The sequence below is a fragment of the Carnobacterium sp. genome, from assembly GCF_049673005.1.
GTDB lineage: Bacteria > Bacillota > Bacilli > Lactobacillales > Carnobacteriaceae > Carnobacterium_A.
In genome coordinates, this window is the sequence record NZ_JBATXB010000123.1 from 1 (window position 1) to 26764 (window position 26764).

The 26764-nt window shown below is 34.6% G+C and carries 24 protein-coding genes; all 24 read right to left on the minus strand.

Annotated elements, in window-relative coordinates:
* Positions 1-183: 183 nt before the first annotated feature.
* Entirely contained in the window at positions 184-3027 is a 2844-nt protein-coding gene (gene uvrA / locus WBF61_RS09050) for an excinuclease ABC subunit UvrA (protein ID WP_424255827.1), read from the minus strand.
* A gap of 167 nt (positions 3028-3194) precedes the next feature.
* On the minus strand, positions 3195-3827 hold the full coding sequence (locus WBF61_RS09055) for an HD domain-containing protein (protein WP_424255829.1): 633 nt from the start codon (positions 3825-3827) through the stop codon (positions 3195-3197).
* 96 nt (positions 3828-3923) lie between these two features.
* The gene (locus WBF61_RS09060; RefSeq protein ID WP_424255831.1) at positions 3924-4241 is read right to left on the minus strand and encodes an ArsR/SmtB family transcription factor; all 318 of its coding nucleotides are present in this window, start codon (positions 4239-4241) and stop codon (positions 3924-3926) included.
* Between the two features lie 162 nt (positions 4242-4403).
* Complete coding sequence (gene phoU, locus WBF61_RS09065) at positions 4404-5090, minus strand: phosphate signaling complex protein PhoU (protein WP_424255833.1); 687 nt, start codon at positions 5088-5090, stop codon at positions 4404-4406.
* Between the two features lie 49 nt (positions 5091-5139).
* On the minus strand, positions 5140-5904 hold the full coding sequence (gene pstB, locus WBF61_RS09070) for a phosphate ABC transporter ATP-binding protein PstB (protein WP_424255835.1): 765 nt from the start codon (positions 5902-5904) through the stop codon (positions 5140-5142).
* Between the two features lie 11 nt (positions 5905-5915).
* The gene (pstB, locus tag WBF61_RS09075) at positions 5916-6722 is read right to left on the minus strand and encodes a phosphate ABC transporter ATP-binding protein PstB (protein ID WP_424255837.1); all 807 of its coding nucleotides are present in this window, start codon (positions 6720-6722) and stop codon (positions 5916-5918) included.
* Positions 6723-6762: 40 nt separating this feature from the next.
* Complete coding sequence (pstA, locus tag WBF61_RS09080; protein ID WP_424255839.1) at positions 6763-7647, minus strand: phosphate ABC transporter permease PstA; 885 nt, start codon at positions 7645-7647, stop codon at positions 6763-6765.
* Position 7648: 1 nt separating this feature from the next.
* Entirely contained in the window at positions 7649-8569 is a 921-nt protein-coding gene (gene pstC, locus WBF61_RS09085) for a phosphate ABC transporter permease subunit PstC (RefSeq protein WP_424255841.1), read from the minus strand.
* A 79-nt stretch (positions 8570-8648) separates the two neighbouring features.
* A complete protein-coding gene (locus WBF61_RS09090) occupies positions 8649-9542 on the minus strand; it encodes a phosphate ABC transporter substrate-binding protein PstS family protein (protein WP_424255842.1) in 894 nt (297 codons plus the stop codon).
* A 263-nt stretch (positions 9543-9805) separates the two neighbouring features.
* Complete coding sequence (phoU, locus tag WBF61_RS09095) at positions 9806-10474, minus strand: phosphate signaling complex protein PhoU (RefSeq protein ID WP_424255844.1); 669 nt, start codon at positions 10472-10474, stop codon at positions 9806-9808.
* A gap of 34 nt (positions 10475-10508) precedes the next feature.
* Positions 10509-11261, minus strand: coding sequence for a phosphate ABC transporter ATP-binding protein PstB (pstB, locus tag WBF61_RS09100; RefSeq protein WP_424255846.1), 753 nt, complete (start codon positions 11259-11261; stop codon positions 10509-10511).
* Positions 11258-12076 (minus strand): phosphate ABC transporter permease PstA, encoded by an 819-nt coding sequence (gene pstA / locus WBF61_RS09105; RefSeq protein WP_424255848.1) that lies wholly within the window; start codon positions 12074-12076, stop codon positions 11258-11260. The genes pstB (WBF61_RS09100) and pstA (WBF61_RS09105) overlap by 4 nt, the downstream gene beginning before the upstream one ends.
* On the minus strand, positions 12073-12930 hold the full coding sequence (pstC, locus tag WBF61_RS09110) for a phosphate ABC transporter permease subunit PstC (RefSeq protein ID WP_424255850.1): 858 nt from the start codon (positions 12928-12930) through the stop codon (positions 12073-12075). Before pstC (WBF61_RS09110) ends, pstA (WBF61_RS09105) begins: the two co-directional genes overlap by 4 nt.
* A 97-nt stretch (positions 12931-13027) precedes the next feature.
* Complete coding sequence (locus tag WBF61_RS09115) at positions 13028-13936, minus strand: substrate-binding domain-containing protein (protein WP_424255851.1); 909 nt, start codon at positions 13934-13936, stop codon at positions 13028-13030.
* Between the two features lie 204 nt (positions 13937-14140).
* Positions 14141-15919: a two-component system histidine kinase PnpS gene (gene pnpS, locus WBF61_RS09120; protein ID WP_424255853.1), complete on the minus strand. Its 1779-nt coding sequence runs from the start codon at positions 15917-15919 to the stop codon at positions 14141-14143.
* Entirely contained in the window at positions 15916-16632 is a 717-nt protein-coding gene (locus tag WBF61_RS09125; RefSeq protein WP_424255855.1) for a response regulator transcription factor, read from the minus strand. Before WBF61_RS09125 ends, pnpS begins: the two co-directional genes overlap by 4 nt.
* A gap of 44 nt (positions 16633-16676) precedes the next feature.
* A complete protein-coding gene (locus tag WBF61_RS09130) occupies positions 16677-17864 on the minus strand; it encodes a PDZ domain-containing protein (RefSeq protein ID WP_424255857.1) in 1188 nt (395 codons plus the stop codon).
* A gap of 307 nt (positions 17865-18171) precedes the next feature.
* Positions 18172-19341, minus strand: coding sequence for an NlpC/P60 family protein (locus WBF61_RS09135; RefSeq protein ID WP_424255858.1), 1170 nt, complete (start codon positions 19339-19341; stop codon positions 18172-18174).
* 35 nt (positions 19342-19376) lie between these two features.
* On the minus strand, positions 19377-20264 hold the full coding sequence (gene ftsX, locus WBF61_RS09140) for a permease-like cell division protein FtsX (protein WP_424255860.1): 888 nt from the start codon (positions 20262-20264) through the stop codon (positions 19377-19379).
* A complete protein-coding gene (gene ftsE, locus WBF61_RS09145; protein WP_424256005.1) occupies positions 20254-20940 on the minus strand; it encodes a cell division ATP-binding protein FtsE in 687 nt (228 codons plus the stop codon). The genes ftsX and ftsE overlap by 11 nt, the downstream gene beginning before the upstream one ends.
* A gap of 396 nt (positions 20941-21336) precedes the next feature.
* Positions 21337-22447 (minus strand): peptide chain release factor 2 gene (gene prfB, locus WBF61_RS09150; protein ID WP_424255862.1). Its coding sequence is split into 2 segments (ribosomal slippage): positions 21337-22386 and positions 22388-22447, totalling 1110 coding nucleotides; the frame shifts between segments, so codons are not numbered across the junction.
* Between the two features lie 77 nt (positions 22448-22524).
* On the minus strand, positions 22525-25056 hold the full coding sequence (secA, locus tag WBF61_RS09155; protein WP_424255863.1) for a preprotein translocase subunit SecA: 2532 nt from the start codon (positions 25054-25056) through the stop codon (positions 22525-22527).
* Between the two features lie 346 nt (positions 25057-25402).
* Entirely contained in the window at positions 25403-25945 is a 543-nt protein-coding gene (gene hpf, locus WBF61_RS09160; protein ID WP_424255865.1) for a ribosome hibernation-promoting factor, HPF/YfiA family, read from the minus strand.
* Positions 25946-26079: 134 nt separating this feature from the next.
* Positions 26080-26619 carry a ComF family protein gene (locus WBF61_RS09165; protein ID WP_424255867.1) on the minus strand — a complete coding sequence of 180 codons (540 nt, stop codon included), beginning with the start codon at positions 26617-26619 and terminating at the stop codon, positions 26080-26082.
* Positions 26620-26764 lie beyond the last annotated feature (145 nt).

Consider the following 26764-nt stretch of genomic DNA (forward strand, 5'->3'; position numbering starts at 1 on the left):
TACTAAATGAATTTTGTCATAGGACTTTAGAACGATTTGTATGTGGTTACTTAGACTGAATCATTATTTTTCTCACCTTCATTTTAACACGAACCTATAAACTGAGGTAGTAAAACACCATAGTACAAAAAAACAGTCCTCTTTAAGAAGAACTGCTTTGTCTTACTATTTTTTTAGAGTGAATTATTCAGTCGTACGATTTTTATCTCTTGTTAATATTTTATGCAAGTAATGCCCTGTATAACTATTTTTTGCTTTAGCAATTTTTTCAGGCGTACCAGTCGCCAAAATAGTTCCACCACCTGCTCCTCCTTCAGGACCAAGATCAATAATGTAGTCAGCTGTTTTTATAACATCTAAATTATGTTCAATCACTAAAACGGTATTTCCAGCTTCAACTAAACGATTTAACACGTGCAGCAAACGGGAAATATCTTCTGTATGCAGTCCTGTAGTTGGTTCATCTAGAATATAAAAATTCTTTCCATCAGACCTCTTATGCAGTTCGCTAGCTAATTTCATTCGTTGGGCTTCTCCGCCGGATAAAGTAGTTGCAGGTTGGCCTAATGTAACATATCCTAAACCAACATCTATAATCGTTTCTAGTTTACGATGAATTTTGGGAATGTGTTCAAAAAAGGTAACGGCTTCTTCGATTGTCATTCCCAGCACATCAGAAATATTCTTACCTTTGTAACGAACTTCTAGCGTTTCTGAGTTGTATCTTGTGCCATGACAGATTTCACAAGGGACATAAACATCTGGTAGAAAGTGCATTTCAATTTTTAGAATACCATCTCCTCTACACGCTTCACAACGTCCACCTTTTACATTAAAACTAAAGCGCCCTTTTTTATATCCTCTAATTTTGGCTTCATTTGTAGAAGCAAATAAATCACGAATATCATCAAAAACACTTGTATAAGTCGCTGGATTACTTCTCGGGGTTCTTCCAATTGGACTTTGATCAATGTTTATTATTTTTTCTAATTTTTCATATCCTGTCATTTTCTTGAATTTCCCTGGTTTTTGTTTAGAACGATTCAGCTCACGAGATAAAGCTTTTTTCAAAATTGAATTAACCAGTGTACTTTTCCCGGATCCTGAAACACCTGTCACCGCGACAAAACGTCCTAAAGGAAAATCAACAGTCAAGTTCTTCAAGTTATTTTCAGCTGCACCCGTAATACGAATAGCGCCTTTATCTTCATCACGACGAGTTTTGGGTACAGGAATAAATTTCCTTCCCGACAAGTAAGCTCCTGTTAATGATTTTTCATTATTTTTAACTTCTTCTGGAGTACCAAAGGCTACAATTTCTCCACCTTTTTCGCCAGCACCTGGTCCAATATCAATCAAATAGTCTGCTGCTAGCATGGTATCTTCATCGTGTTCAACAACAATCAATGTATTTCCCAAGTCGCGCATTTTTTTCAACGAATCAATTAAACGATTATTGTCTCGTTGATGTAACCCTATTGAAGGTTCATCTAAAATATATAAAACTCCTGATAGATTAGACCCAATTTGAGTAGCTAATCTAATTCGTTGTGCTTCTCCACCTGATAACGTACCAGACATACGGCTCAATGTCAGATAATTTAATCCTACATTGCTCAAGAAATGTAAACGATCATGAACTTCTTTTAGAATCGGTTTAGCAATCATGCTCTCTTGATTTGAAAGAACTAGGTTATCAAAGAATTCAATAGCTCCCTCAATGGGGTAATTATTAACTTCACCGATATCTTTACCATCAACTTTCACTGATAAAGCTTGTCTATTCAATCGTTTGCCATTACATGTTTGGCAAGTTAATTCGGTCATATATAAACGCATTTGATCCCTTGTAAAATCACTATTGGTTTCTTTATAGCGTCTACTAATATTTCGAATAACACCTTCGAAAGGAATATCAACATCTCGAATACCGCCAAAATCATTTTTATAGTGAAAATGGAATAATTCATCTTTTGAACCATCTAAAACAAATCGTTGTTCTTTTTCAGTCAATTTTTCAAATGGTGTATCTAAATCAATACCAAATTTAGTACATGCTTGTTCTAATAATTGTGGATAATAATTTGAACTGATTGGTTTCCATGGTGCAATTGCTCCTTCTCTAAGAGTCAGTGATTTTTCTGGAATGATGAGGTCCGTATCTACTTCAAGTTTTATCCCTAAACCATCACAATCGTCACAAGCCCCAAACGGAGCATTAAAAGAAAACAAGCGTGGTTCTAATTCACCAACTGTAAATCCACAGTATGGACAAGCGTAGTGTTCACTAAAGAGCACTTCTTCTTGCTCCAGCACGTCAGCTATAGCATACCCTTCTGCCAACCGAAGTGCCGCTTCGAAAGAATCAAATAAACGTGACCGTATCCCTTCTTTAATTACAATCCTATCAATGACGATATCAATATCATGTTTTTTGTTCTTTTCTAATTCAATATCATCCGAGATATCATAAATCTCTTTATCCACACGTAGACGAACGTATCCTTCACTTTTTATCTTCTCAAATATTTTTTTATGCTGACCTTTTTTTCCAACTACAATAGGGGCTAAAATTTGGATTCTCGTTTTATCTGGGTATTCAAGTACGCGGTCTACCATTTGTTCAACCGTTTGGCTTGTAATCTCGGTCCCATCATTAGGACAAATCGGATGTCCTACTCGAGCATAAAGAAGACGAAGATAGTCATTAATCTCAGTCACGGTCCCAACCGTTGAACGAGGATTCTTGCTTGTTGTTTTTTGATCAATAGAAATAGCTGGACTTAAGCCATCGATACTATCAACATCCGGTTTATCCATTTGACCTAAAAATTGTCGCGCGTAAGAAGATAAACTTTCTACATAGCGTCTCTGGCCTTCCGCGTATAACGTATCAAACGCTAACGAACTTTTCCCAGAGCCAGACAAGCCAGTCAGTACAACTAATTTATCTCTAGGAATAGTGACATCGATATTTTTCAAGTTATGTGAACGTGCGCCATGGATTACAATTTTATCATTTCGCATATAATTTCTTCCTTTACGATGGATTTTATATCGGTTCTATCTTTTATTAGACTCTCTCTTAATGTACCGCAAACCACAAAAGATAGGATAGCAAAATGCCTCCTATCTTTTACTTCTATATACTATTATAACATATCTAACTACTAAAACGAACGTTTGTTCATTTTTTATTCGCTCAAAATTCGTTGCGATATTTTTTGAAGTTGAGTTTGATTAGTAAAATCTCCACTTAATAAATCTGGCAATATATCTGTCAAAAAGTATTGAACACTACTTAAATGACTAAATTGTAAGATTGTTTTTAAAGACTCTTCATAAATTTCAGTAAAAATATTTTCTGGATTTCCTTTTTGTATTTCACCAAATGATTCATACATAAGGTCGACTTTATCAGCGACTGATAGAATTTGACCTTCGAGTGATTCATCTTTTCCTTCTTTTAATCGTTTTGAATAAACCGCTTGAAATTCTTTAGGTATCTCATTTTTTATGAAATTCTCAGTCATTGATTCTTCGACATCTCCAAGCATTTCTCTTAATTGGGGTGTTGCATATTTCACCGGTGTTTTAATATCTCCAATAAAAAGCTCTGAGTAATCATGGTTAAGGGCTTTTTCATAGAGTGAACGCCAGTCAATTGCATTTCCTTTCTGTTCTTCTACTGTTCCCAAAAATTGTGCGATTTTCGTCACCTTAAAAGAATGAGCAGCAACTGAATGCTCTTCATATTTAAATTTCCCTGGACATCGAACAATACTCTCTAAATCACTAAGACTTTTGATATACTGGTGCATTCCCATTAGCGCTCATCCTTTTCTAACTAAATTTTTATTATCCTAACATAAATAAGCTACTAAAGCAAAATACCATTTAGCTTATTTAATGACAAAGCCTATCTATTTCTCGTTCTCTTCTTTAATGTGAACAATTCCTTGATCCAAAATACTGTACACATGGTTATCCATCTGGCTATATAACATTGACTTGCCTTTTCGCTGTGATTTCACTAAACGAGCCGTTTTTAAAACTTTTAACTGATGTGAAACAGCTGATTGTTCCATGTCCATAACCTTAGCAATTGTACCAACATTTAATTCTTGATTTTCTAAGAGATATAAAATAGCAATCCGTGTTGGGTCGCTAATAATTTTAAATAACTTGCTGACTTGTTGAATAGTTTTATCATCTAATAATAGTGCTTCTTGCTTATTCATAGGTAGTCTCCCACTCTTTACCGGACAACATTCCGTTTTTTTCAATTAACCTATTTTAACATACCTTTATTACATTTCATGCTTTCTACCTTAGCCTATAAAAAAACTGTTATTTAAGTTACTCCATTAGGAACAACTTAAACAACAGTTTTCTATTGACTATTAAGATTCTGGAAAATGATCATTTTTATTGTGTGTATTTAATTCCGCCATCTTACCGGTATTTAAATAAATAATCCATTCAGAAATGTTGGTAACATAGTCGCCTATCCGTTCAATATATCCAGCAACCAACATGTAATCTGTTGCTCCTAAAACAATTTCTGGATCGTTCTTCATTTGGTGGATACAAGCCTTATAGATTTTTTTAAAATCTTGATCTACTTCAATATCTTTTAGAGCTACTTCCTTCGCTTTAATAGCGTCCGAAACAACATAAGCCTGTAAGACATCTTGAACCATAACTTTAACTTTTTCAGACATTTCTGCAATCTTTGCTTCTATCTCATAGTCTCTTTTATTCCCTTTTACTCGAATCGTTGATTTTGCAATACTAACTGCATGATCTCCCATTCTTTCTAAGTCAGAACTAGCCTTCATAATTGTAACAATTTTTCGTAAGTCAGTTGTGACCGGTTGTTGTAAAGCAATTAATTCAAAGCATTTATTTTCTAAATCTGCTTCATCTTTATTAATAGCACTATCACCAGCAATCACTTCTTTAGCTAGTTCTTTATCGTGATTAACGAAAGCTTTTACAGACTTATAGATTGCCTCATTTACAGCTTTTCCCATTTGAAAAAAATGGATGTGCAAGTCATTAAGGTCTTCTTCAAATACACGTCTCACTAACTATCACCCCTATTAATCTATCGTTGATATTCATTATACCTAATATTTACCCAAAACGTCCAGAGATATAATCTTCCGTTTCCTTTTTTCGAGGATTCGTAAATAGTTGTCTTGTTTCACCGTGTTCAATTAAATGACCATCTAAGAAAAAGGCCGTTTTATCCGAAATACGTGATGCTTGCTGCATGTTATGTGTAACAATAATCATCGTATAATCTTTTTTTAATTCTAATAACATTCGCTCAATCTTACCACTAGAAACTGGATCCAATGCACTAGTCGGCTCATCTAATAGGATGATAGAAGGTTCGACAGCTAAGACTCTAGCAATACAGACTCTTTGTTGTTGTCCTCCAGATAACGCTAAAGCACTCTTTGATAACTTATCTTTAACGTCATCCCAAACTGCCGCTTTTCTTAAACTCATTTCTACTATTTCAGCAATTTTATTTTTATCTTTCATTCCTGCAATTCTTAATCCATAAGCAACATTTTCAAAAATGGAAAATGGAAATGGATTCGGTTGCTGAAATACCATTCCTATTTTCTTTCTCAATTCTACCGTGTCCATCTTAGGACTGTAGATATCCTTGTTCTCAAAGTTTACATTTCCAGTTATCGTTACATCTGGAATTAAATCATTCATCCGGTTTAACGTTCTTAAGTACGTTGACTTACCACATCCACTTGGTCCAATTAACGCAGTAATTTCATTAGGTGAAAAATCTAACGAAACACCTTTTAACGCTTCTTTTTTCCCATAATATAGATGAACATCATTAGATTCGATAATGTACTTTTCTTTTTCCATCTGATTCTCTCCTAACCAAAGTTACCTGAAACATAGTCCTCAGTTGATTGTATTTTAGGTCTTGTAAATACTTTTCTTGTTTCATCGTATTCAATCACATTCCCTAGATAAAAGAATGCAGTATAGTCACTAATTCTCGATGCTTGTTGCATATTATGAGTTACGATAATAATGGAATACTTTTCTTTTAATTGCAACAAGGTCTCTTCTACTTGGCTTGTAGAGATTGGATCCAAAGCACTTGCAGGTTCATCCAGCAATAAAACGTCTGGTTTTAAAGCTATAGCGCGAGCAATACATAGACGCTGTTGTTGTCCACCTGATAATGCTAAAGCATTTTTATGAAGATCGTCTTTTACCTGTTCCCATAGAGCCGCTTGTTTCAAACTCGTTTCTACCGCTTCATCCAATGTATTTTTATCTTTAATTCCATGGCGTTTCAAAGCAAAACTAATATTGTCATAGATAGATTTGCTAAAAGGATTTGGTCGTTGAAAAACCATTCCAATATTCTTTCTCATTTCGTAAACATCTGTCTCAGGTGTATTAATATCTTTCCCATGATACAATATTTCTCCAGTTACTCTAGCAATCTGGATTTCATCATTCATTCGATTCAATGAACGCAAATAAGTTGATTTCCCACAACCACTAGGTCCAATTAAAGAGGTTATTTTATTTTCTTCAAATTCTAGGGATACGCCTTTGATAGCTTCATTTTGCCCGTACCACACATGTAGGTCTTTAGTAGACAAATCAACTGGCACACCAGGTTTCATTCTTATGATATTCGTTTTAAGGTCTATCTGTTCTGGCATTTTTTACCCTCCTTAGCTATTGTTGCTACTTCGTTCTGCTCTAGCCTGCAGTAATTTTTTTCTGTAATTTTTTACCTAGATAACGAGCACCTAAATTAAACAACAAGACAGAAATGATTAGTACTGCCGAAGCACCTGCTGAAACTTGTGCTCCATCTGGCATAACACCTTCACTGTTAATTTTCCAAATATGAACGGCTAATGTTTCAGCCGGACGCATCACATTTAAAGGACTTGAAATAGACATTGGGTTCCAATTTGTAAAGTCTAATGCAGGCGCACTCTGACCTGCTGTATAAATTAAAGCAGCAGCTTCACCAAAAATTCGCCCAGCAGCTAGAATCATCCCTGTTATTATCCCAGGTAATGCAGCCGGTAAAACTACCAGATTAACGGTTTCCCATCTTGATAAACCTAGTGCTAGCCCCGCCTCACGTTGTGTTAATGGGATCGCATTGAGTGAATCTTCAATCGTTCTTGTCAAAAGCGGAAGATTAAATAACGTTAATGCCATTGCTCCTGAAAGAATGGAGAAACCTAATCCCCATTGTAAAACAAATAGTAAAAACCCAAACAATCCAACAACAACAGAAGGCAACGAACTTAAAACTTCAATAATAGTCCGTATGAAATCTGTTAATAGATTTTTTTTCGCATACTCTGATAAATAGATAGCAGCACCCAAAGAAATTGGAGTACTAATGAGCATCGTTAAAATAAGTAGGTAAAATGAATTGTACAACTGGATAACTATTCCTCCACCTGTTTGAAAAGATCTCGATGGTGTTGTTAAAAATTCCCATGAAATTTGTGGAACTCCTCGCCATAAAATAAAGGCTAGCAAACTAAATAAAATTAAAACAATTACTCCAGCCATCGCGTATAAAAAACCGACAGCGATTTTATCTATCTTTTTGGCGTTCATATTAGTTCATAGCCCCTTTCTTTCCAATCCAGCGGGTTAAAATATTGAAGAATAAAGCCATTAATAAAAGGATTAGTGCTAATGACCATAGAACGTCATTTTCAAGTGTTCCCATCACTGTATTCCCCATATTCATCGTTAAAATACTCGTTAATGTGGAAGCAGGTGTAATCAAACTGGTTGGCATCAATGCCGCATTCCCGATAACCATTTGAACTGCTAAAGCCTCGCCAAAAGCACGAGCCATTCCAAATACAACAGCAGTCAACAATCCTGGAGTTGCACTTCTTAAAACCACCTTATAAATCGTTTGCCACCTTGTTGCACCTAAAGCCAATGAAGCTTCTCGGTAATAACGAGGAACAGACTTTAATGTGTCTACAGACATACTCGTGACTGTTGGCAGTATCATAACAAATAATACGATCGCCGCCGAGATTATACCAAATCCACTTCCACCAAACGTATTTCGCATAAAGGGTACGACTACAGATAATCCAATAAATCCGTAAACAACTGAAGGGATACCTACTAATAATTCAATAACCGGTTGTAAGATTTTCTTTCCAATTGTTGGTGAAATTTCGGTCATAAAAATAGCAGCTCCAATTGCAAATGGAGTAGCTACTGCTGCTGAAATTAGCGTGACAATAAACGATCCAGCAATCATAGGCAACGCCCCGGTTAACGGCTTCCCATTTTCTCCTACACTTCCAGGATTCCAAACGGTTCCTGTCAGGAAATCTACTACTGACACTCCATCTTTAGTAAAAGTTGAAATCCCTTTACTTGCAACGAAGTATAATATGGATAATACGACAAAAACGATAAATGCAATACATAAAAAACTAATTGTTTTCCCTATTTTTTCAAGTCTGCTCTTACCAGAATGTTTTGCTATTTTTTTTTGAATATCTTCCAAAAGAAGCCCTCCTCTTATTCTCTCTCACTACCTATGAAAAGATACTTAGTCTATTTTAAATTCTTTTCAATTAATCGTTTCATTCATTCGATTCTTGCTTTTCCTTTTTAGGAACTTCTGTTGTATTTCCTTCTGCATCTCTTTCAAATTCCATTTTATTTGTTGGGATGTAACCAAGCACACCTATTAATGAATCTTGAATTTCATCCGATAGAATATAATCTAAAAAGTCCTTTGTTAATCCTGTGGGTTCACCATTAGTGTACATATGCTCATACGACCAAATAGTCCACTTATTCTTTTTAACATTCTCATCAGTTGGTTTTACTCCATCAATTGATAAAGCCTTAACCGTATCGTCTACGTATGAAAAAGCAACATAACTAATCGTTCCTGGAGTGCTGCCAACAATTTGTCTTACTGTTCCACTAGATTCTTGTTCTTGAGTTACCATACTTTTCTTACCCTCTGGAAGAACCCAACGATCAAAAGTTGCACGCGTCCCACTTCCTGATGAACGGTTTAAAACTGTGATAGGCAGATCTTTTCCACCTAATTCTTTCCAATTTGTAATTTCTCCAGTAAATACTTTCCCCAAATCCTCTAAACTAATATTCGTTATTCCTACTCCCGGTGTAACAATCGGTGTAATACCAACCACTGCTACTCGATGATCTACTAACTTTGAAGAATCAATCCCACTTTTTTCTTCTGCAAATATATCTGAATTCCCAATATCTACAGCATCAGCAGCAATTTGTCCCAAACCTGTTCCACTACCGCCACCTTGAACATTAATAAATTTCCCGAAATTTTCAGATCCATACTGTTCACCCGCAGCTTCAACTAACGGTTGTAATGCAGAAGAACCAACGGCTGTAATGGATTCTTCTCCTTCTACTGGGCCACAAGCTGTTAAAAAAATACCTAAAGCGAATACAATGATTAGTTTATTGTTTTTATTAAATTTCATAATTTACCTCCTAGGTAATGATATAAGACATATATTTACTTATCATAACTTACTATTGTAAAAGTTTGCCGGTTTAATTGTAAATTTTATGTAAATGTACTCTGTTTTCAATTTTATCTTAGCGCTTTTATATTTAAAGAGCAAAGATAAAGCTAGTAAAAAAGGCCTCAATAAACTTATATGCTCATTTATTCAGATTTCCCTAAAAAAAAACCAGTTTTGCTATTTGAGATGACTGCTTTCTCAAGTAACAAACTGGTTAATTAAAGGCTATGATTTGAATTTAATTCTGTTATTTTACCCGTTTCTAGGTAGACAATCCATTCACAAATATTCGTTACATAATCTCCAATTCTTTCTAAATATTTAGAGACTAATAAATAATCTGTCCCTCCTATTACTATTTCTGGGTCTGCCTTCATTTCTTCAATACATTGTTCAAAAATTTCTCTAGATAAAGTATTAATTCTTTCATCACTTTTCACAATTTTTATAGCTTGGTCACTATCTTTTTTTAAATAAGCTTCTAATACTAAATTAACCGTTTCTTTTACTTCTTGCGAAAGTTGATCAATTTTTTCTTCTATATGCGAAATACGTTTTGTGCCTTTCACTCGAATAGTAGACTTTGCAATACTAACTGCATGGTCCCCCATTCTTTCTAAATCCACACAAGCCTTCATGACAGTTACAATCCTGCGCAAATCCCCAGTAACAGGTTGTTGTAAAGCGATTAATTCAAAACACTTCTTTTCTAAAGTTAGTTCAATATCATTTATTTGATAGTCTTGATCGATAACTTCTTTTGCTAATCTTTTATCATGAGTAATAAAGGATTTTACTGATTTATAAATAGCTTCGTTAACAATCATCCCCATTTCTGAGAAATGATTGTGTAGAGAACTTAACTCATCTTCAAATGTTTTCCGCATATAAAAAGTCATCTCCTCAATAGTTCTGTTCCTTTTATCCAAAACGACCCGAAATATAATCTTCTGTTTCTTTTTTTTGAGGATTAGTAAAAATCTTTCTTGTTTCATCACACTCAATAATTTTCCCATTTAAAAAGAAGGCTGTTCTATCTGAAATACGTGAAGCTTGCTGCATATTGTGTGTGACCATGACTAACGTGTAATCTTTTTTTAATCCTACAACTAATTCTTCAATCTTTGCTGTAGAAATTGGATCTAATGCACTTGTTGGCTCATCCATTAATAATACTTCTGGATCAACAGCTAAAGCGCGAGCAATACATATCCGTTGTTGTTGCCCGCCAGATAAAGATAAGGCATTTTTCTTTAAATTATCTTTAACTTCTTCCCATATCGCTGCTTCTCGCAAGCTTTTTTCAACAATTTCATCTAATTTTTGTTTGTTTTTAATACCATGGGTTCTTGGTCCATAGGCTATATTGTCGTAAATACTCATTGGAAATGGATTGGGCTGTTGAAAGACCATTCCTATCCGCTTCCGTAAACGATTGACATCGCACTCTTTCGCATAGATGTCTTTATCATCCATTTTTATCTCGCCACTTATCGTACATCCTTCAATCAAATCATTCATTCTATTCAAGCTTTTGACTAATGTTGATTTCCCACATCCAGAAGGCCCTATAAAAGCCATTATTTCATTTTTTTGAATAGATAAATTAACATCATGAAGGGCTTGGAATTTTCCGTAGAATAAATTCATTTCTTTAATCGTCACTTTGTTCATTCTGTCGTCCCCTTTGTTAATCGATTACTTAGGTGAGTGGATAAACCATTAATCATTAAAACGGTTATAATTAAAACAACTCCCGTGGCGTAAGATTCATTAACATGCTGTCCCTCACTAGATAAAACGTACATGTGTAAAGCAAGTGTACGTCCTGATGAAAACAAACTATCTGGTAAATTAGTCGATGTCCCCATGGTGTACATCAAAGCTGCCGTTTCCCCTACTACTCGACCACTGGCTAAAATTATACCTGATAATATCCCAGGCATTGCAACGGGTAATACTATTCTAAAAATGGTTCTTAATTTACCTGCTCCTAAACCCAAACTAGCTTGTCTCAATGAATCTTTAACTGCCAGCAAAGATTCCTCCGTAGAACGAATAATTAATGGCAATACCATAATGACTGCTGTTAATACGCCTGCTAAAAGAGAATACTGAAATTGTAAAAATGTAACAAAGAATAACATTCCGAACAAGCCATAAACAATTGAAGGAATGGCTGCTAAAGTATCTGTCGCTATTCGAATTAAACCAACTACCTTACTGCTTTTCCCTGTATATTCAACTAGGTAAAATCCTGTAAATACTCCAATTGGTGTAGCTATCAACAACGTTAAGCCAACGACCATAAATGTTGTCAATAAAGCAGGGAGTAACGAAACGTTGCTTGTTGTATAGTCAAAAGAAAAAAGTTCTGGTGTTAAATAAGGTATTCCTTTGATTAAAATAAAACTAATAATGACTAATAATGATCCAAAAGTTAATAAAGCAGAAAGATAAATGAACCCTCTCATTATTTTATTGCTCATTTAGTCACCTCTTTTCGCTTGATTAACATAAAAACACCATTAATTAGTAAAATAAATCCAAATAAAACGACAGCCGTTGCAATCAATGCTTCACGATGTCTGCCAGTAGCATAAGACATCTCCAATACGATATTCGTTGTTAATGTCCGCACTCCTTGAGTTAAAGAATCGGGGATACGTGGTTGATTTCCTGCAACTAAGACAACGGCCATCGTTTCACCGATAGCGCGGCCAATCCCTAAAATTATCGAAGAGAAAATACCTGATTTCGCTGCGAGTAAACTCACTTTCATCACGGAACGATCATGAGTAGCCCCTAGAGCTAGACTGCCATAGTAATAACTTTTTGGAACAGACCGAATCGCTGCTTCTGACATCCCAATAATAGTTGGTAAAATCATCACGCTTAACAAAAGCATAACGGTTATCATATTCATTCCTGTCCCGCCAAAAAGATTTCGCATAAATGGGACAATTACTTGTAAAGCGAAGAATCCATATACAATAGAAGGAATAGCCGCCATTAAATTTACAGCAGGTTTCAGGATCTTATATAATTTAGGTGGGCAATATTCTGCCATAAACACAGCTGTTAATACTCCAATCGGAACCCCTATCACAACTGCTCCTAAAGTAACAGATACAGAACCAATGATCATTGGCAAGATGCCAAAAGCAGCTGGATTATTTGAGGGTGTCCATTTTTCCCCTAACAAAAAATTCCCTAGTCCATATTCTGCTATAAACGGTAGTCCTCCCGCAAAAACAAAGACACTAATCAAGATAATGGCCATCACGGATAGTAAAGCCGACACCATAAACACACCTTGCATAAATTTATCTAAATTCCTCATTTTGACCACCTTTTTCTGTTTCAAAACGCTCACTCAAATAATTTTTTTTACTCAACTCTTCGTCTAAGCATACTTTCTATAAAAATTGAATTTAACTTTATTTGATTAAGTCTTCCCAGCTAGTTAGTTTTCCTGTAAAAACATCTTTCACTTGTTCCATTGTTAGTTCATCAATCGGATTTTCATTATTCACGATAACAGCTATTCCATCCATTGCTAGTACTTCTACTGTTAAATCCGTTTTTTCTTCTTCTTTCAGTTCTCGGGAAGCCATACCAATATCTGCAGTACCATCAATAGCTGCTGCAACGCCTGCTGAAGATCCATTCGACGTAATATCAATCGTCACATCAGGATTTAATGCCTGATACTCTTCAGCTAGAACTTCCATAACAGATGTAACAGACGTCGAACCTACAACACTAATTTTGCCTTTTATAGTGTTGGGAGCAGTGTAAACGGGTGCTTTATCATCGGACTCAACGTATCCTTCTTTTACAATAATTTCTTGCCCTTGTTGACTAAACATAAAATCCCAAAAATCTTGTGCATTTTTATTTAATTGATCTTTATAGGCTACATTGAACGGACGAGCAATAGCGTATGACCCATCTTTGATTGTAGTCGCAGTTGGTTGAACTCCTTCTATTTCAACAGCTTTAATTTTATCATTTAATGATCCTAGTGAAATATAGCCTATTGAAGTTGTGTCACTCATTACAGAAGTCATCACCCCATCAGTACTATTTTGTATTGTCGCTTCCATATAAGTCTTATCTTCTTCATTTCCTTCAGCATTTTTTTCTAATACTTTTGTAATTTCAGTAAAGGCACCACGTGTTCCCGAACCATCTTCGCGTGAAATAACATGAATTGTCTGAGCCGCATCAAAATTTCCTTCAGATGAATCTGATTCAGTAGTATCTGTTGAGGAATTGCCACAAGCTGCTAAAAATAAACCTAATCCTAAAGTTAACACTAGTTTTGATGATTTTTTTATTTGCATACTATTCCATCCTTTTTTTGTAGTGTTGGACTTTAACTGCCTTGTCCACATCTCTTATAATAAAGAATAGCTGTTAATTCTATTCAAATTTTGTGTAATGTTTATGTAGTCATTTGTAAAGAGATTGCACATTTGTAAATCATAAATACAAAAAAAGAGACAAACAAAAGTAAGAGTAACTTTTGTTTGTCTCTTTTTTATTTTCTAAAAATGACGTAACGGAAAGGTTAACGTAAAGGTTGTTCCTAATCCTATCTTACTATTTACAGCAATTGTTCCATTAAAATTTTCAACCAAGTACTTTACAATCGATAGTCCCAAACCAGTTCCACCTGAGTTGCGACTTCTCCCTTTATCGACTCGATAAAATCGTTCAAAAATACGATTGAGTTCATCTTCTGGAATACCCATCCCATTATCACTAATGGTTATAGTAGCTTGTTCTTCTGTTTTTTTAAGTATGACATTAACCGTTCCACCTGATCTTGTATACGTTACAGCATTATCAATTAAATTAGCTAGAATTTGCTTTAAGCGATCTTTATCAGCCTCAATTTCAACGTTATCTTGCTCAATTAAATTCATCGTAATGTTTTTTTGTTCTGCTTTTTGCTTAACCAATTTAAATACGGACAAAGTAGCATCTTTAACACTCACTGTTTTATAGTTAATCGGTACTTGTTTTTGTTCTAATTTAGATAATTCTAAAATGTCATTCACTAACAAATCTAATCGAGTACTTTCTTCTAGCATAATTTCTAAAAACTGTTTTAAAATCCCTTTATCTTCCATTGCTCCATCCAGTAATGTTTCTGAAAAACCCTTTAAGGCTGTTACTGGTGTTCTCAACTCGTGGGAAGCATTCGTGACAAAGTCCGTACGTACTTTTTCTAATCGTCTAATTTCTGTAATATCATACAATAAAACAATCAAATTCATTTCACCTTTGATTTTCCCAGCTATTGGAACAACGTTCGCATCAACGATTCGTTCTGTAGGAAAATAGAAATAAATTTCTTTATTTTGAATTTCTTTTTTACGATAAGCCTTTTCAATTATATGACTCAATCCATAACTTTTTGTAGCTTCAACATAAGACTTTCCTAACAATTCATTGCTTGCCATACCAAATATTTGGCACATTGCTGGATTAACAATTTGTATTTCTCCTTGATCATCTAACTGCATAACACCAATCACTAAATGATTAATTAATTCGTTAATTCGTTCTTTATTTTGGGCAATTTCTCGCATCTGATCTTCTAAACTTTCTGCCAGTTCATTAATCGTTTGACCAAGTTTCGTTACTTCCCCATAACCATTCCCACTAAATCTTGCATGATACTCTTTATTCGATAGTTTCTTTGCTACATTCATGACCTCTTCAATAGGTTTAGCAATGTATTTAGCTACTAAAAAAGTGATTCCAGCTGTTAAAACTAATGCTAACAGACTAAACGTTGCAATAGATTGTATAATTTGTCCGTTTAATTGATTCATTTCTGCTAATGGTTTAGCTAAGCGAAGTACACCAACCAATTTTCCTGATTGATCTACTATTGGTTGTGCTACATAATAAAGCGTCTTTTTGGTACTGTCACTTGTTCTAATAGCTGTTCCTTGTGATTCACCTACTAGTATTGCCTTTATTTCCTCACGACTACTATGATCTCCTAAACGACTACTATCTTCTATTTTAGAATCATAGATAACTGTACCTGTTAAATCAATTAATGTGATGCGTTGATTTGTATACTCTTTAACTTTTAATGCTTGTTCTTTTAAATCCTGAAAATCTTCTTTCTCTTCTATAACTCTATTAAAATTGCTTAAAACAAGATTAGATTGTTGAATCAAATCTTCTTTTTGATTTTCGTTTGCATACTCTTGCATTAAACGAGTTGAAAAAAATACAACAAATGCTCCAAAAACAAGAAATAATAACATGAAAATAGTCAAAACTTGAGTTTGTATTTTTTTCATAGTTTTGGTGTCTCAAATTTATATCCAAAACCTCTAACTGTCCGAATATAAATTGGTTTTTTAGTGTCTGTTTCTATTTTTTCCCTTATATGACTAATGTGGGCATCGACTATTCTTGTTTCTCCTATATAATCAAAGTTCCAAATGGCATTTAATAATTGTTCGCGGCTTAAAACTCGATTAATCCGCTTAGACATATAGAGCAAAAGTTCAAACTCTTTTGGAGTTAGCTCAATCGGTTCTTCACGGACCGTCACTTTATATTGGCTTGGAAAGATACAAATCTCTCCAATGATTATTTTACTAACATCTTCTTCCTTTTCGGTCTTTTTACCATTCGTTAATTCAGGTTGGATACGACGCATGATTGCTTTCATTCTAGCTAAAACTTCTCGCGGACTAAACGGTTTAGTCATATAATCATCTGCGCCTAATTCTAATCCAATGATTTTGTCTAATTCATCGTCCTTAGCCGTTAAAATCATAATTGGTGTATTAATTTTTTCTTGACGTAACTTTTTACAAACTTCCATCCCGTCCATTGAAGGCATCATTAAATCTAAAATGATAAAATCATAACTATTAGCTATTGCCAACGTATATCCAGCAAGCCCATCTAGTGCTGTTTGAACTTGATATCCTTCTTTTTCCAAATTAAAAGTCAACAAAGTCAATATTGACTGCTCATCATCAACAATTAAAACTTTTTTCATAGTCTTCCTCCACCTAATATCTCTACTTTTAAAAAATCCATTTTTTATTTATTTGATAACAACACTATACCAATTTCATGTGGCGAATCTGCATAAAGAGCCGTCTCAGCTAACCTTAGTTCTCCATCTGATCCTTTTATTTTCAAGTGACAATAAACACTGTTTTTCGATAGTGCTTGATAAAAGTCTTCTTCCGTTTCTAATTCTTGATTGTTACAAGAGATTAATGTATCGCCTACTATTACGTTCATTTTTTCAGCTGGAGTATCAGGACGAATGGCAATAACCTTTAAACCTTCATTTGCAGCTCCGAATAAAAAGGCCCAATTGTTTTCACGGCGACGATGACGATATAAAACAAGTAGTCCACCAAGCGGTAACAAGATTAATCCTGCAAGACCTACGTAGATATTCCAAATAGATCCAATAGCCAATAAACCTGTTACAACTGCTAAAACAGAAAAATCTTTAACTAACAAGCGTACAGCTTCTTTAGGCAGTTGTGTATGAACCGTTATACGCATACCAGCTAATACTGGCAATAGAAACAAGGAGTACTGTTGATTTCCTAATGCAAATACAGGCCACCAATCAAAGAATGCCCCGAAACTTTCACCCGGAATAACGATTAATAATGGAATTACCCAAAACGGTTTAATTTGATAACGTGCTATTCTTTTTCCACGTTTTGTTTGTAAAAACCATGGAGTTAATTTTTTGTCAGCGTGCTTTTTAATTACGAATAGAGACATAACAATTAGAATAGCCGTTATAAATAATACATTTGTCACTAAATTAGAATTGACCCATTGCAATTGTTCAAAAGGTTGATACCATCCTTCGGGTAATATCTTGGAAGGAAATTCACTATCTAACAATTTAACTGCAATTAAAATTAAAGTTGTTATGGAAAAAGTGAAAACAGGACTAATAAAACGATAACCAATTAGTAAGAATAATAGCGCTACTACTTCATAGACGATTATCCAATCCATCGTAACAGGAACCCCTATTCCAATACTTAATATAGACCCTACCAAACCAGCAATCAGCCCAAATAGCAAATAATTTTTTAATTCATACAGTTCTTTATATATAGCTACTCTGTGATTTGTTCTCTCGTTTTTAATTCTTTTGTAACTTGTCGTAATAGCTAAAAGTAATCCTATTAAAAATACCGGTTGAATAAAAAACAGGAGTAACGTTATTAATACATTTATAATCAGTTGCATTTATATTTCCATCCTCTCAACTTCAATTTACTCTTACTTTCTCTTTTAATGATTCAATTTTCTTGAAGAATGACTAGTCTTAACCTAAAAAAGTATTAAATAAGTTTTGCTTTCTTATAGCGTACCTATTTTAAGAGTAAATGTAAAATAGAAATAGAGTTTTTTTCGATTTATTCCTAATTAATCTCACTACGACCAAAAAAAACTGATAAAAAACACTTTTAAGTGTTTTTTATCAGTTTTTTTAATCGCATTTAGGGTACGAAGTTTTTTTAAAAAAGGCATTGTTCGAATAGAAAAGTATCGATTAGTTTACTCGTCCGAATCCAACAACATATTTGCCCCAATAATACTGGTCAATTTGTGCTACTGATACTCCTGAAGAAGATTGAGCTCCAATAAAGCTACCATTTCCTAAGTAGATACCAACATGATCTATACTTCCTGTTTGATTAAAAAATACTAAATCACCAGGTTTTGCTTGAGATTGAGAAATCTTTGTTGATGCAGAGTATTGAGCACTTGCTGTACGTGGTAAACTAACTCCCGCTGCTCTAAATGCATATTGAGTAAATCCAGAACAATCAAATCCTGAAGTTGTTACACCACCATATAGGTAAGGTGTTCCCTGAACTCCAAAGGCCGCTCCTTGAACAGTTCCCCATGATCCGCCTGAAACTGGAAGTGAGGTTGTTGGTGTTGCTTCTGGTTTCTTTTCAGTTGTTGCTACTGTAGCTTCTTTTGATGTTGTGCTTGTTTTTACTACCGTTGCATTTTTAACTTCTGCAATTTCTTTTGCTGCATTTTCAGCTTTTTCTTTAGTTGCTAATAGTTTTGATTTTTCGTTTTCAACTGAAGATTTTTCAGCTGCAATCTTTGCAACAACAGCTTCCTTTTCTAGTTGTTGTTGCATTAAATCAGTTTTAGAAGCTTCTAATTTAGCAGCTAAAAGTGTTTGGTTCTTTAAATTTTCTTCATTTTCAGCTTGTTTTTCTGCAACTAAAGCTTTATCTTCAGTCTGTTGTTTAACTAAATTTTGATTAGCTGAAACTATTTTAGAAACAACATCCGCACGTCCTAAAACATCTGAAAATGATTCAGATTCTAATAAAAAATCAACATAGTTTTGAGTAAATCCATTTACTTGGACTGTACGTGCTTGGTTAGCTAACTTTTCTTCACGTGCAGCAATAGCCGAATTTAATTCTTCTATTTGTTGGCTTAATTCTTTTAATGTTTTTTGAGTTGTGCTCATTTCTGACATTAATGAAGCGGCATTCTCTTCATTCTTAGAAATGTGATTCGTGATCGTCACTAAATCATTTGCTGCAGATTCTTTCTCACTTTCAAGCTTTTGAATTTTTTCATTTACCGCGCTAACATCATTCTCAACCTCTGCTTTAGCTGATAATGGTGCTAAAAAAGTTGTTGCTCCTATTGTTGCTGTTAAAAAAAGAGTTAATAGTTTCTTATTCAATTTCTTTCCTCCGTTTTCCCCTAAATGCTTTTTTTTTAAACTTTTAAAAATCTTCTAATCGAAATGGATGACCCTATAGCCCCGATTACTATTCCTACAGCTAGCATTGCGCCGCCGATTTGGTATAAAAACGGTACTGGTGTCAATAATGCAAAATATGTTCCTGATAAATAAGTTGTCCCAATTTCATAAATAGTTACATAAAGGAACGTGATAAACGCAACAGGTATAACCGATCCGATGAATCCAATCAGTGCTCCTTCAATTAAGAATGGCCATCTGATAAACCAGTTTGTTGCTCCAACTAATTTCATGATTTCTATCTCTGTTTTACGAGACATAATGGTAATTCTAATCGTATTAGATATTAAGAAAACTGCTGTCAATACTAAGGCACCAATAATTACAACCCCGACATTTCTAACTGTGTTCATCGTTTTGAACAAGTTATCTGCGGTTGCTCCACCATAATTAACTTTTGCTACATGCTCTAATGTTTCTGATTTTTTTGCAACAGTAGCAGTATTATCAGGTGAATCTGTATTTACAATAAATACGTCATATAATGGATTATCGTCACCTTGGAAAAGATTGAACTCATTTCCGTAACTTCCAACAACTTGTTTTAATTCACTTTCTCTACTAGAAAACTCAACTGTATCCACATTGTCTAATGCTGTTAATTCAGCTTCTAACTTTTCCTGTTCTTTTTCATCAGCAGCTAAATCGATGTAGACACGCACACTAACATCATTTTCAATATCTGTTGCTAACTTATTCACATTCATTAGCATTGCCACAAATGATCCTACTAATAGCAGAGTTACGGCTACTGCACTGATAGCTGCAAGAGACATCCAACCGTTTCTTTTTAAACTTTTTAAACTTTCAATTATGTGTCTTTTTATTGTTCTAAACTTCATATCCGTAGTCTCCTTCCAATTGATCTCGGACAATGCGCCCATTCTCAACCGCAAGAACACGGTGTTTAACGACATTTACGATTTGACTATTGTGAGTTGCCATGATGACTGTTGTTCCTTGGTTGTTAATTTCTTCTAAAATAGTCATGATTTCCATTGAAGTGTCTGGATCTAAGTTTCCCGTTGGCTCATCAGCAATCAATACGCGAGGCATGTTTGCAATTGCTCTTGCGATTGCTATCCTTTGTTGCTCTCCACCGGATAGTTCCGTTGGAAACATTCTTATCTTATGTTTCAGTCCAACTAAATCTAAAACTTCTAAAACTCGTTTTTTGATTACTTTCGGACTTTTCTCAACTACTTCCATTGCATAAGCAATGTTTTCATACACTGTCAATCTTGGCAGTAATTTAAAATCTTGGAAAACTACTCCAACATGTCTTCTTAAATATGGAATATCTTTATCTTTCATATTCACTAAATCAAATTCTCCAACTTTGATTGTACCTTTTGTAGCTCTTTCTTCGCGGTACATCATTTTGATAAACGTCGATTTACCAGCTCCACTTGGCCCAACAACATAAACAAACTCACCTTGTTCAATGCGAACGGTTAATCCATTTACCGCAGTAATACCATTTGGATACTTTTTATAGACATTTAGCATTTCAATCATCATATCACCTAACTTTTTTTAGTTTGTCTTACTCTTCATACATTCACTGTTTTTGGATAAGGGACTATTTGTATAAGGGATTATGAAGTCTTTCTGCCATTTAATCCTTCCTAATTATAGCACTCAAAAAAACAATGTCTGTTGTAGTTTGTTTACAAATACATTTCACTCCGTCACATTACTGTAACGAACTGTATTATTTAAATCAGCATTTCATTCAACTTAACCATTCCCCACTTTATTTGTTTAAATTCATTTTAATTGGGTTATGCATTATTTATAAAGTTTTAAACTGATATTTTTTTGGGTTTTAGTTTAAATTAGTTTTCAAGATACAACAAAAAAAAATCTGTCAACCACGAAAGTTTGACAGAAATTTGACAGAATTGAATTAATTTAGTTATCTGGCGTCATTGTACTTCTCAAATAAGCTTGGATAAACAAATCAATGTTCCCATCCATCACATTTGTAACATTACCTGACTCATAGTTTGTACGGTGATCTTTTACCATTGTGTAAGGATGAAAAACATACGATCTTATTTGCGATCCCCAACCAATTTCTTTTTGTTCCCCTCTAATTTCAGCCATTTCTTGTTCTTTCTTTTCAACATCTAATTGATGTAATTTTGCTTTTAACATCCCCATAGCTTGATCTCTATTTTTCATTTGTGATCGTTGAGCTTGACTAGCTACAACAATTCCAGTTGGGATATGTGTAATTCGAATAGCGGAATCTGTTTTATTAATGTGCTGACCACCTGCTCCACTCGCTCTATAGGTATCTACTCTTAGATCATCTGAATTGATTTCAATGTCTATATTTCCTTCTATCTCCGGAATAACATCAATAGAAACAAAAGAAGTATGACGTCGTCCTGCTGAATCGAATGGTGAAATACGAACAAGACGGTGAACCCCTTTTTCAGCTTTTAGGTATCCGTAAGCATTGTGCCCTTTTATTAATAATGTAACACTCTTTATACCGGCTTCATCACCAGCTTGATAGTCAACCGTCTCTACCTTAAAGCCTCTTTTATCAGCCCAACGCGTATACATCCGCAATAGCATACTTCCCCAGTCTTGTGACTCTGTTCCACCAGCTCCTGGATGTAACTCAATTATTGCGTTGTTCTTATCGTACGGTCCGCTTAAAAGCATATCTAATTCATACTTTTCAAGAGTTTCAAAGAAAACCATACTTTCACTTTCTAACTCTTCTTCTAAATCTGAATCCGTTTCTTCTTTTACCATTTCAAGCATGAGTTCTAGTTCTTCTTGCTTATCTTCCAGTTGTTTAAAGCTTGTGTATATTTCTTTCATACTATTCGCTTCGTTAATTAAGGCTTGCGCTTTTTGTGCGTCATCCCAAAAAGTAGGTTCTGTCATTTGATGATCATATTCGGCAATAGTTTGTTCCATACTCTCTAAGTCAAAGAGACCTCCTGAAACCAGCAATCTTTACCTTCGCTGTTTCTACTTTATTTCTAATTTCACTTATTTCCATTATTATTACCCCTTATTAAAAATAATTTAGTGAGAAAAACACGATTTGCTAATCAAATCGTGTTTTCTTTTTTACTTTTAGTTTGAAATTTTTCCGTGACAATTTTTGAATTTTTTACCGCTACCACATGGACAAGGGTCGTTACGTCCTACTTTTGTTCCATCAACAGATACTGGTTTTTTCTTTGCTTCTTTCACAACCTCGCCATCGCCTGCTGAACGAGCTGTCGTGCCTTTAGCTACTTGTTCTCTTTGTAAATTTTGGCGGATTTGAGATTTCATTAGCAATCTAGTAACGTCGTAATCAATTGCTGCAATCATTTCTTCAAATAATCTAAACCCTTCAGTTTGGTATTCTACTAAAGGATTTGATTGACCATAAGCCACCAAACCAATACCTTGGCGCAATTGATCCATTGTATCAATATGATCTGTCCATTTACTATCTACTACTCGTAAGATAACTACTTTTTCAAATTCTAATACTTGCTCTGTTCCATTTAATTGTTGTTCCTTTTCTGTGTATATCTCTTTTGCTGCATCTAGTAATGTTGTTTGAATTTCATCTGCAGATTTATTCTCTAGATCAGCTAAACTCAAATCATCTGGGTGAACAACTGCAGAATGGGCAAAATCTAAGATGCTTTGCAAGCTCCATTCTTCTTTAGGACCTTGCGTATGCAATTGAACCATCCGATTAATCGCGCGTGCCATCATTGGAATGGTTACTTTCTTCAAGGATTCTTGTTCCATAATAACTTCTAATCTCTGTTTGTACATAATTTCGCGTTGTTCACGCATAACATCATCATATTGCAAGACATTTTTACGTGTATCATAGTTGTTTCCTTCAACCCTTTTTTGAGCTGATTCAACTTGACGTGAAATCATTTTACTTTGGATAACAGCATCCTCATCTTGGACTTTTAGACGCTCAAGAACGGCTTGGATTCTTTCCGAGCCAAATCGTCTCATCAAGTCGTCTTCTAAAGAAAGATAAAATTGAGTAACACCTGGGTCTCCTTGACGTCCTGCACGTCCACGTAGTTGATTATCGATACGTCTTGATTCGTGACGTTCAGTACCAATAACGCAAAGTCCACCAGCTTCGATAACTCCTGCACCTAATTTAATATCTGTTCCACGTCCAGCCATGTTTGTTGCAATTGTGATAGAACCTTTTTGACCAGCATTTGTGATAATTTCTGCTTCTTTAAAGTGATTTTTGGCGTTTAGTACTTCATGTTTAATCTTTGCTTGTTTTAGTAGACCAGATAACAACTCTGATGTTTCTACAGCAACTGTTCCGACTAAAATAGGTTGTCCAGTGGCATGACGTTCTTTAATTTCCTCGACAACTGCTTCAAACTTACTAATTAACGACGGGTACAATAAATCTGGTCTGTCATCACGAATTAGCGGTTTATTCGTTGGTATTGCAACAACACTGATATTGTAGATTTCGCGAAACTCTTCTTCTTCTGTCTTAGCCGTTCCGGTCATTCCGGCTAATTTTTTGTACATTCTAAAAAAGTTTTGGAACGTGATATTTGCCATTGTTTTTGACTCATTTTGAATTGTTACGCCCTCTTTAGCTTCAATCGCTTGGTGCAATCCATCTGAATAACGACGTCCATCCATAATACGACCAGTAAATTGATCAACAATCATAACTTTATCATCTTGGATAACGTAATCAATATCGAATAGCATAATGTAGTTAGCACGCAAAGCTTGATCTAGATGGTGAGTTAATGCTTGGTTTTCTACATCATACAAGTTTTCAACTCGGAACGTTTTCTCTGCTTTTTCCATTCCCACCTCAGTAAGAACAACTGTTTTCGATTGAACATCAATAGTATAATCTTCTTCTTCTTTCAATCCTTTTACAAAATAGTCTGCTCTTGTATAAAGAGTCGTAGATTTTTCTGCTTGTCCTGAAATGATTAAAGGTGTTCTCGCCTCATCAATTAAAATGGAGTCCACTTCATCGACAATGGCATAGTTCAATGGTCTTTGTACCATTTGTTCTCTATAAACAACCATATTATCTCTTAAATAATCAAAACCCATTTCATTATTCGTACTATACATAACGTCAGCTAGGTAAGCTTCACGTTTTTCTTCAGCTGATTTAGAGTTTAAGTTTAATCCTACTGTTAGTCCTAACCACTGGTACAGTTCTCCCATTTCAACAGCATCACGACTAGCCAAGTATTCATTAACTGTTACAACGTGTACGCCATCGCCTGTCAAGGCATTTAAGTATACGGGCATTGTAGCTGTTAGTGTTTTACCTTCACCTGTTTTCATTTCAGGGATATTTCCACGATGAAGTGTAACACCACCCATTAATTGAACGCGGTAAGGGTATAATCCTAAAACGCGTTTTGCTGCTTCACGTACAGTTGCAAAAGCTTCAGGTAACAAGTCATCCAACGATTCACCATTTTGATACCGTTTTTGAAGTTCTGGTGTTTTTGCTTTTAATCCTTCATCTGATAATGCATTCATTTGGTCCGCAAACGTTTCAATCTGATCTGCTACTTTACCTAAGCTTTTAAGTTCTTTTTTATCGTTTTCAATTAAATTACGTAAGAAATTCGCCATTTACTTTTCTCCTCTTTTAGTGCTGTTTTCTAGTTTATTTTTAATGGTTATTGTTTTTTTAGTGTTCTTTTTCATCTACTCTATTTAATAGGTTTAGAATTTTCTAGTTAATTTTGTTTACATCCTCATTAATTCTATCATTACTGATTCACAAATGAAACCTTTTTATATTCAAAACGCATCTCTCATCAGGACTTATCTAACAAACAAAATAACTATTACCGTTTATCGAACGTTCTTTATGTAACTTCATTAGTCTTAATACAAATAAAAATAAATCTTGCAAGAAACTTAAGTCAGTTTCTTGCAAGATTTCTATTAAATGATAACAATTTAGATTCTATTTTTAATCTGTTTCGATTAAACCATATTTTCCATCTTTACGAGTATAAACAATGCTTGTTCCATTTGTTTCAGCATCTTCGAAAATAAAGAAGTTGTGACCTAACATATTCATCTGTAGAACGGCTTCTTCACTGTCCATTGGTTTCAGTGACAAACGTTTTGTTCTAACAATTTCAATATCATTTTCATCTTCTTCATCATGTAACTCTTCAGTTGGGACTTGCATATCAAAACCTTTTTCACGTGATTTACGATTAATTTTGGTTTTGTATTTGCGCATTTGTCTTTCTAGTTTATCAACGACTAGATCTACACTTCCATATAAATCAGGTGAGGTTTCTTCCGCACGTAATACAAGATAAGGAAGCGGGATTGTTACCTCCACTTTCGCAGTTTTATCTGAATACGTTTTTAGGTTAACATGTGCTGTAGATTCAGGCACATCAGTAAAGTAACGTTCAATTTTGCCTACTTTTTTCTCGACATAACTACGAATTGCTGCGGTTACCTCAATATTTTCACCACGGACATTATATTTAAACATAAACACTCTCCCCTTTCATCTGATTGTGTATCAGAATCAGCAACACCAGTCGGACCACTCAACTGGTCGTTTGCTTATTTCAATTATATAGGATAGCGCTTTAATTAACAAATAAAATTAATTATATTTTTCTTTTATCTAGCAATTGAGAACGTTTCAATCGACGCAACGCTTAATTGGTGCATTAATTCCGCTGCATGAAACAGTGTTCTTCCTGTTGTATAGATATCATCTATTAAAATAATGTGTTTGTTTTCTAGCTTGCTGGAATAATCTTTATTCAGAATGAACGGTTGAATTGACTCCATTCTCTCTTTTCGATTTTTACTTGACTGTTTCCCCCCTGTTCCTATATGGATTAAGGCTGGATAATAGTTAACTCCAGCGGATTTTAGTATCTCTTCTACTTGATTAAAGCCACGTAACTTCATACTTGTTTGACTAATTGGGATTGGGATACAATACTTATACTTTTGGTTCTTCTCTTTAAAATAATGAGCAATTTCTTGGTCAAATAAATGAACTAGGCGGTAATCGCCTTTATATTTAAAATTTTCCAACCATTCTTTTAAAAATAAATTGTATTGGAAAAGAGCCGTATGCTTGAATAAATATGTTGGATAATGCTGTTGCCATTTCAGACAATCTGAGCAGCACTCATTTTCCCCCTTCACTATTCGACAACATCTTATACAAGTTGACTCCGTAGCTAATTTAACCAGCTTTAATTCACATGATCGACAACGCAAAGTCGAGTTTAATCGTTTAAAAAGCAACACATCCTTCAAAAGTAATTTTTCTATTTCTTGTTTCCCACAG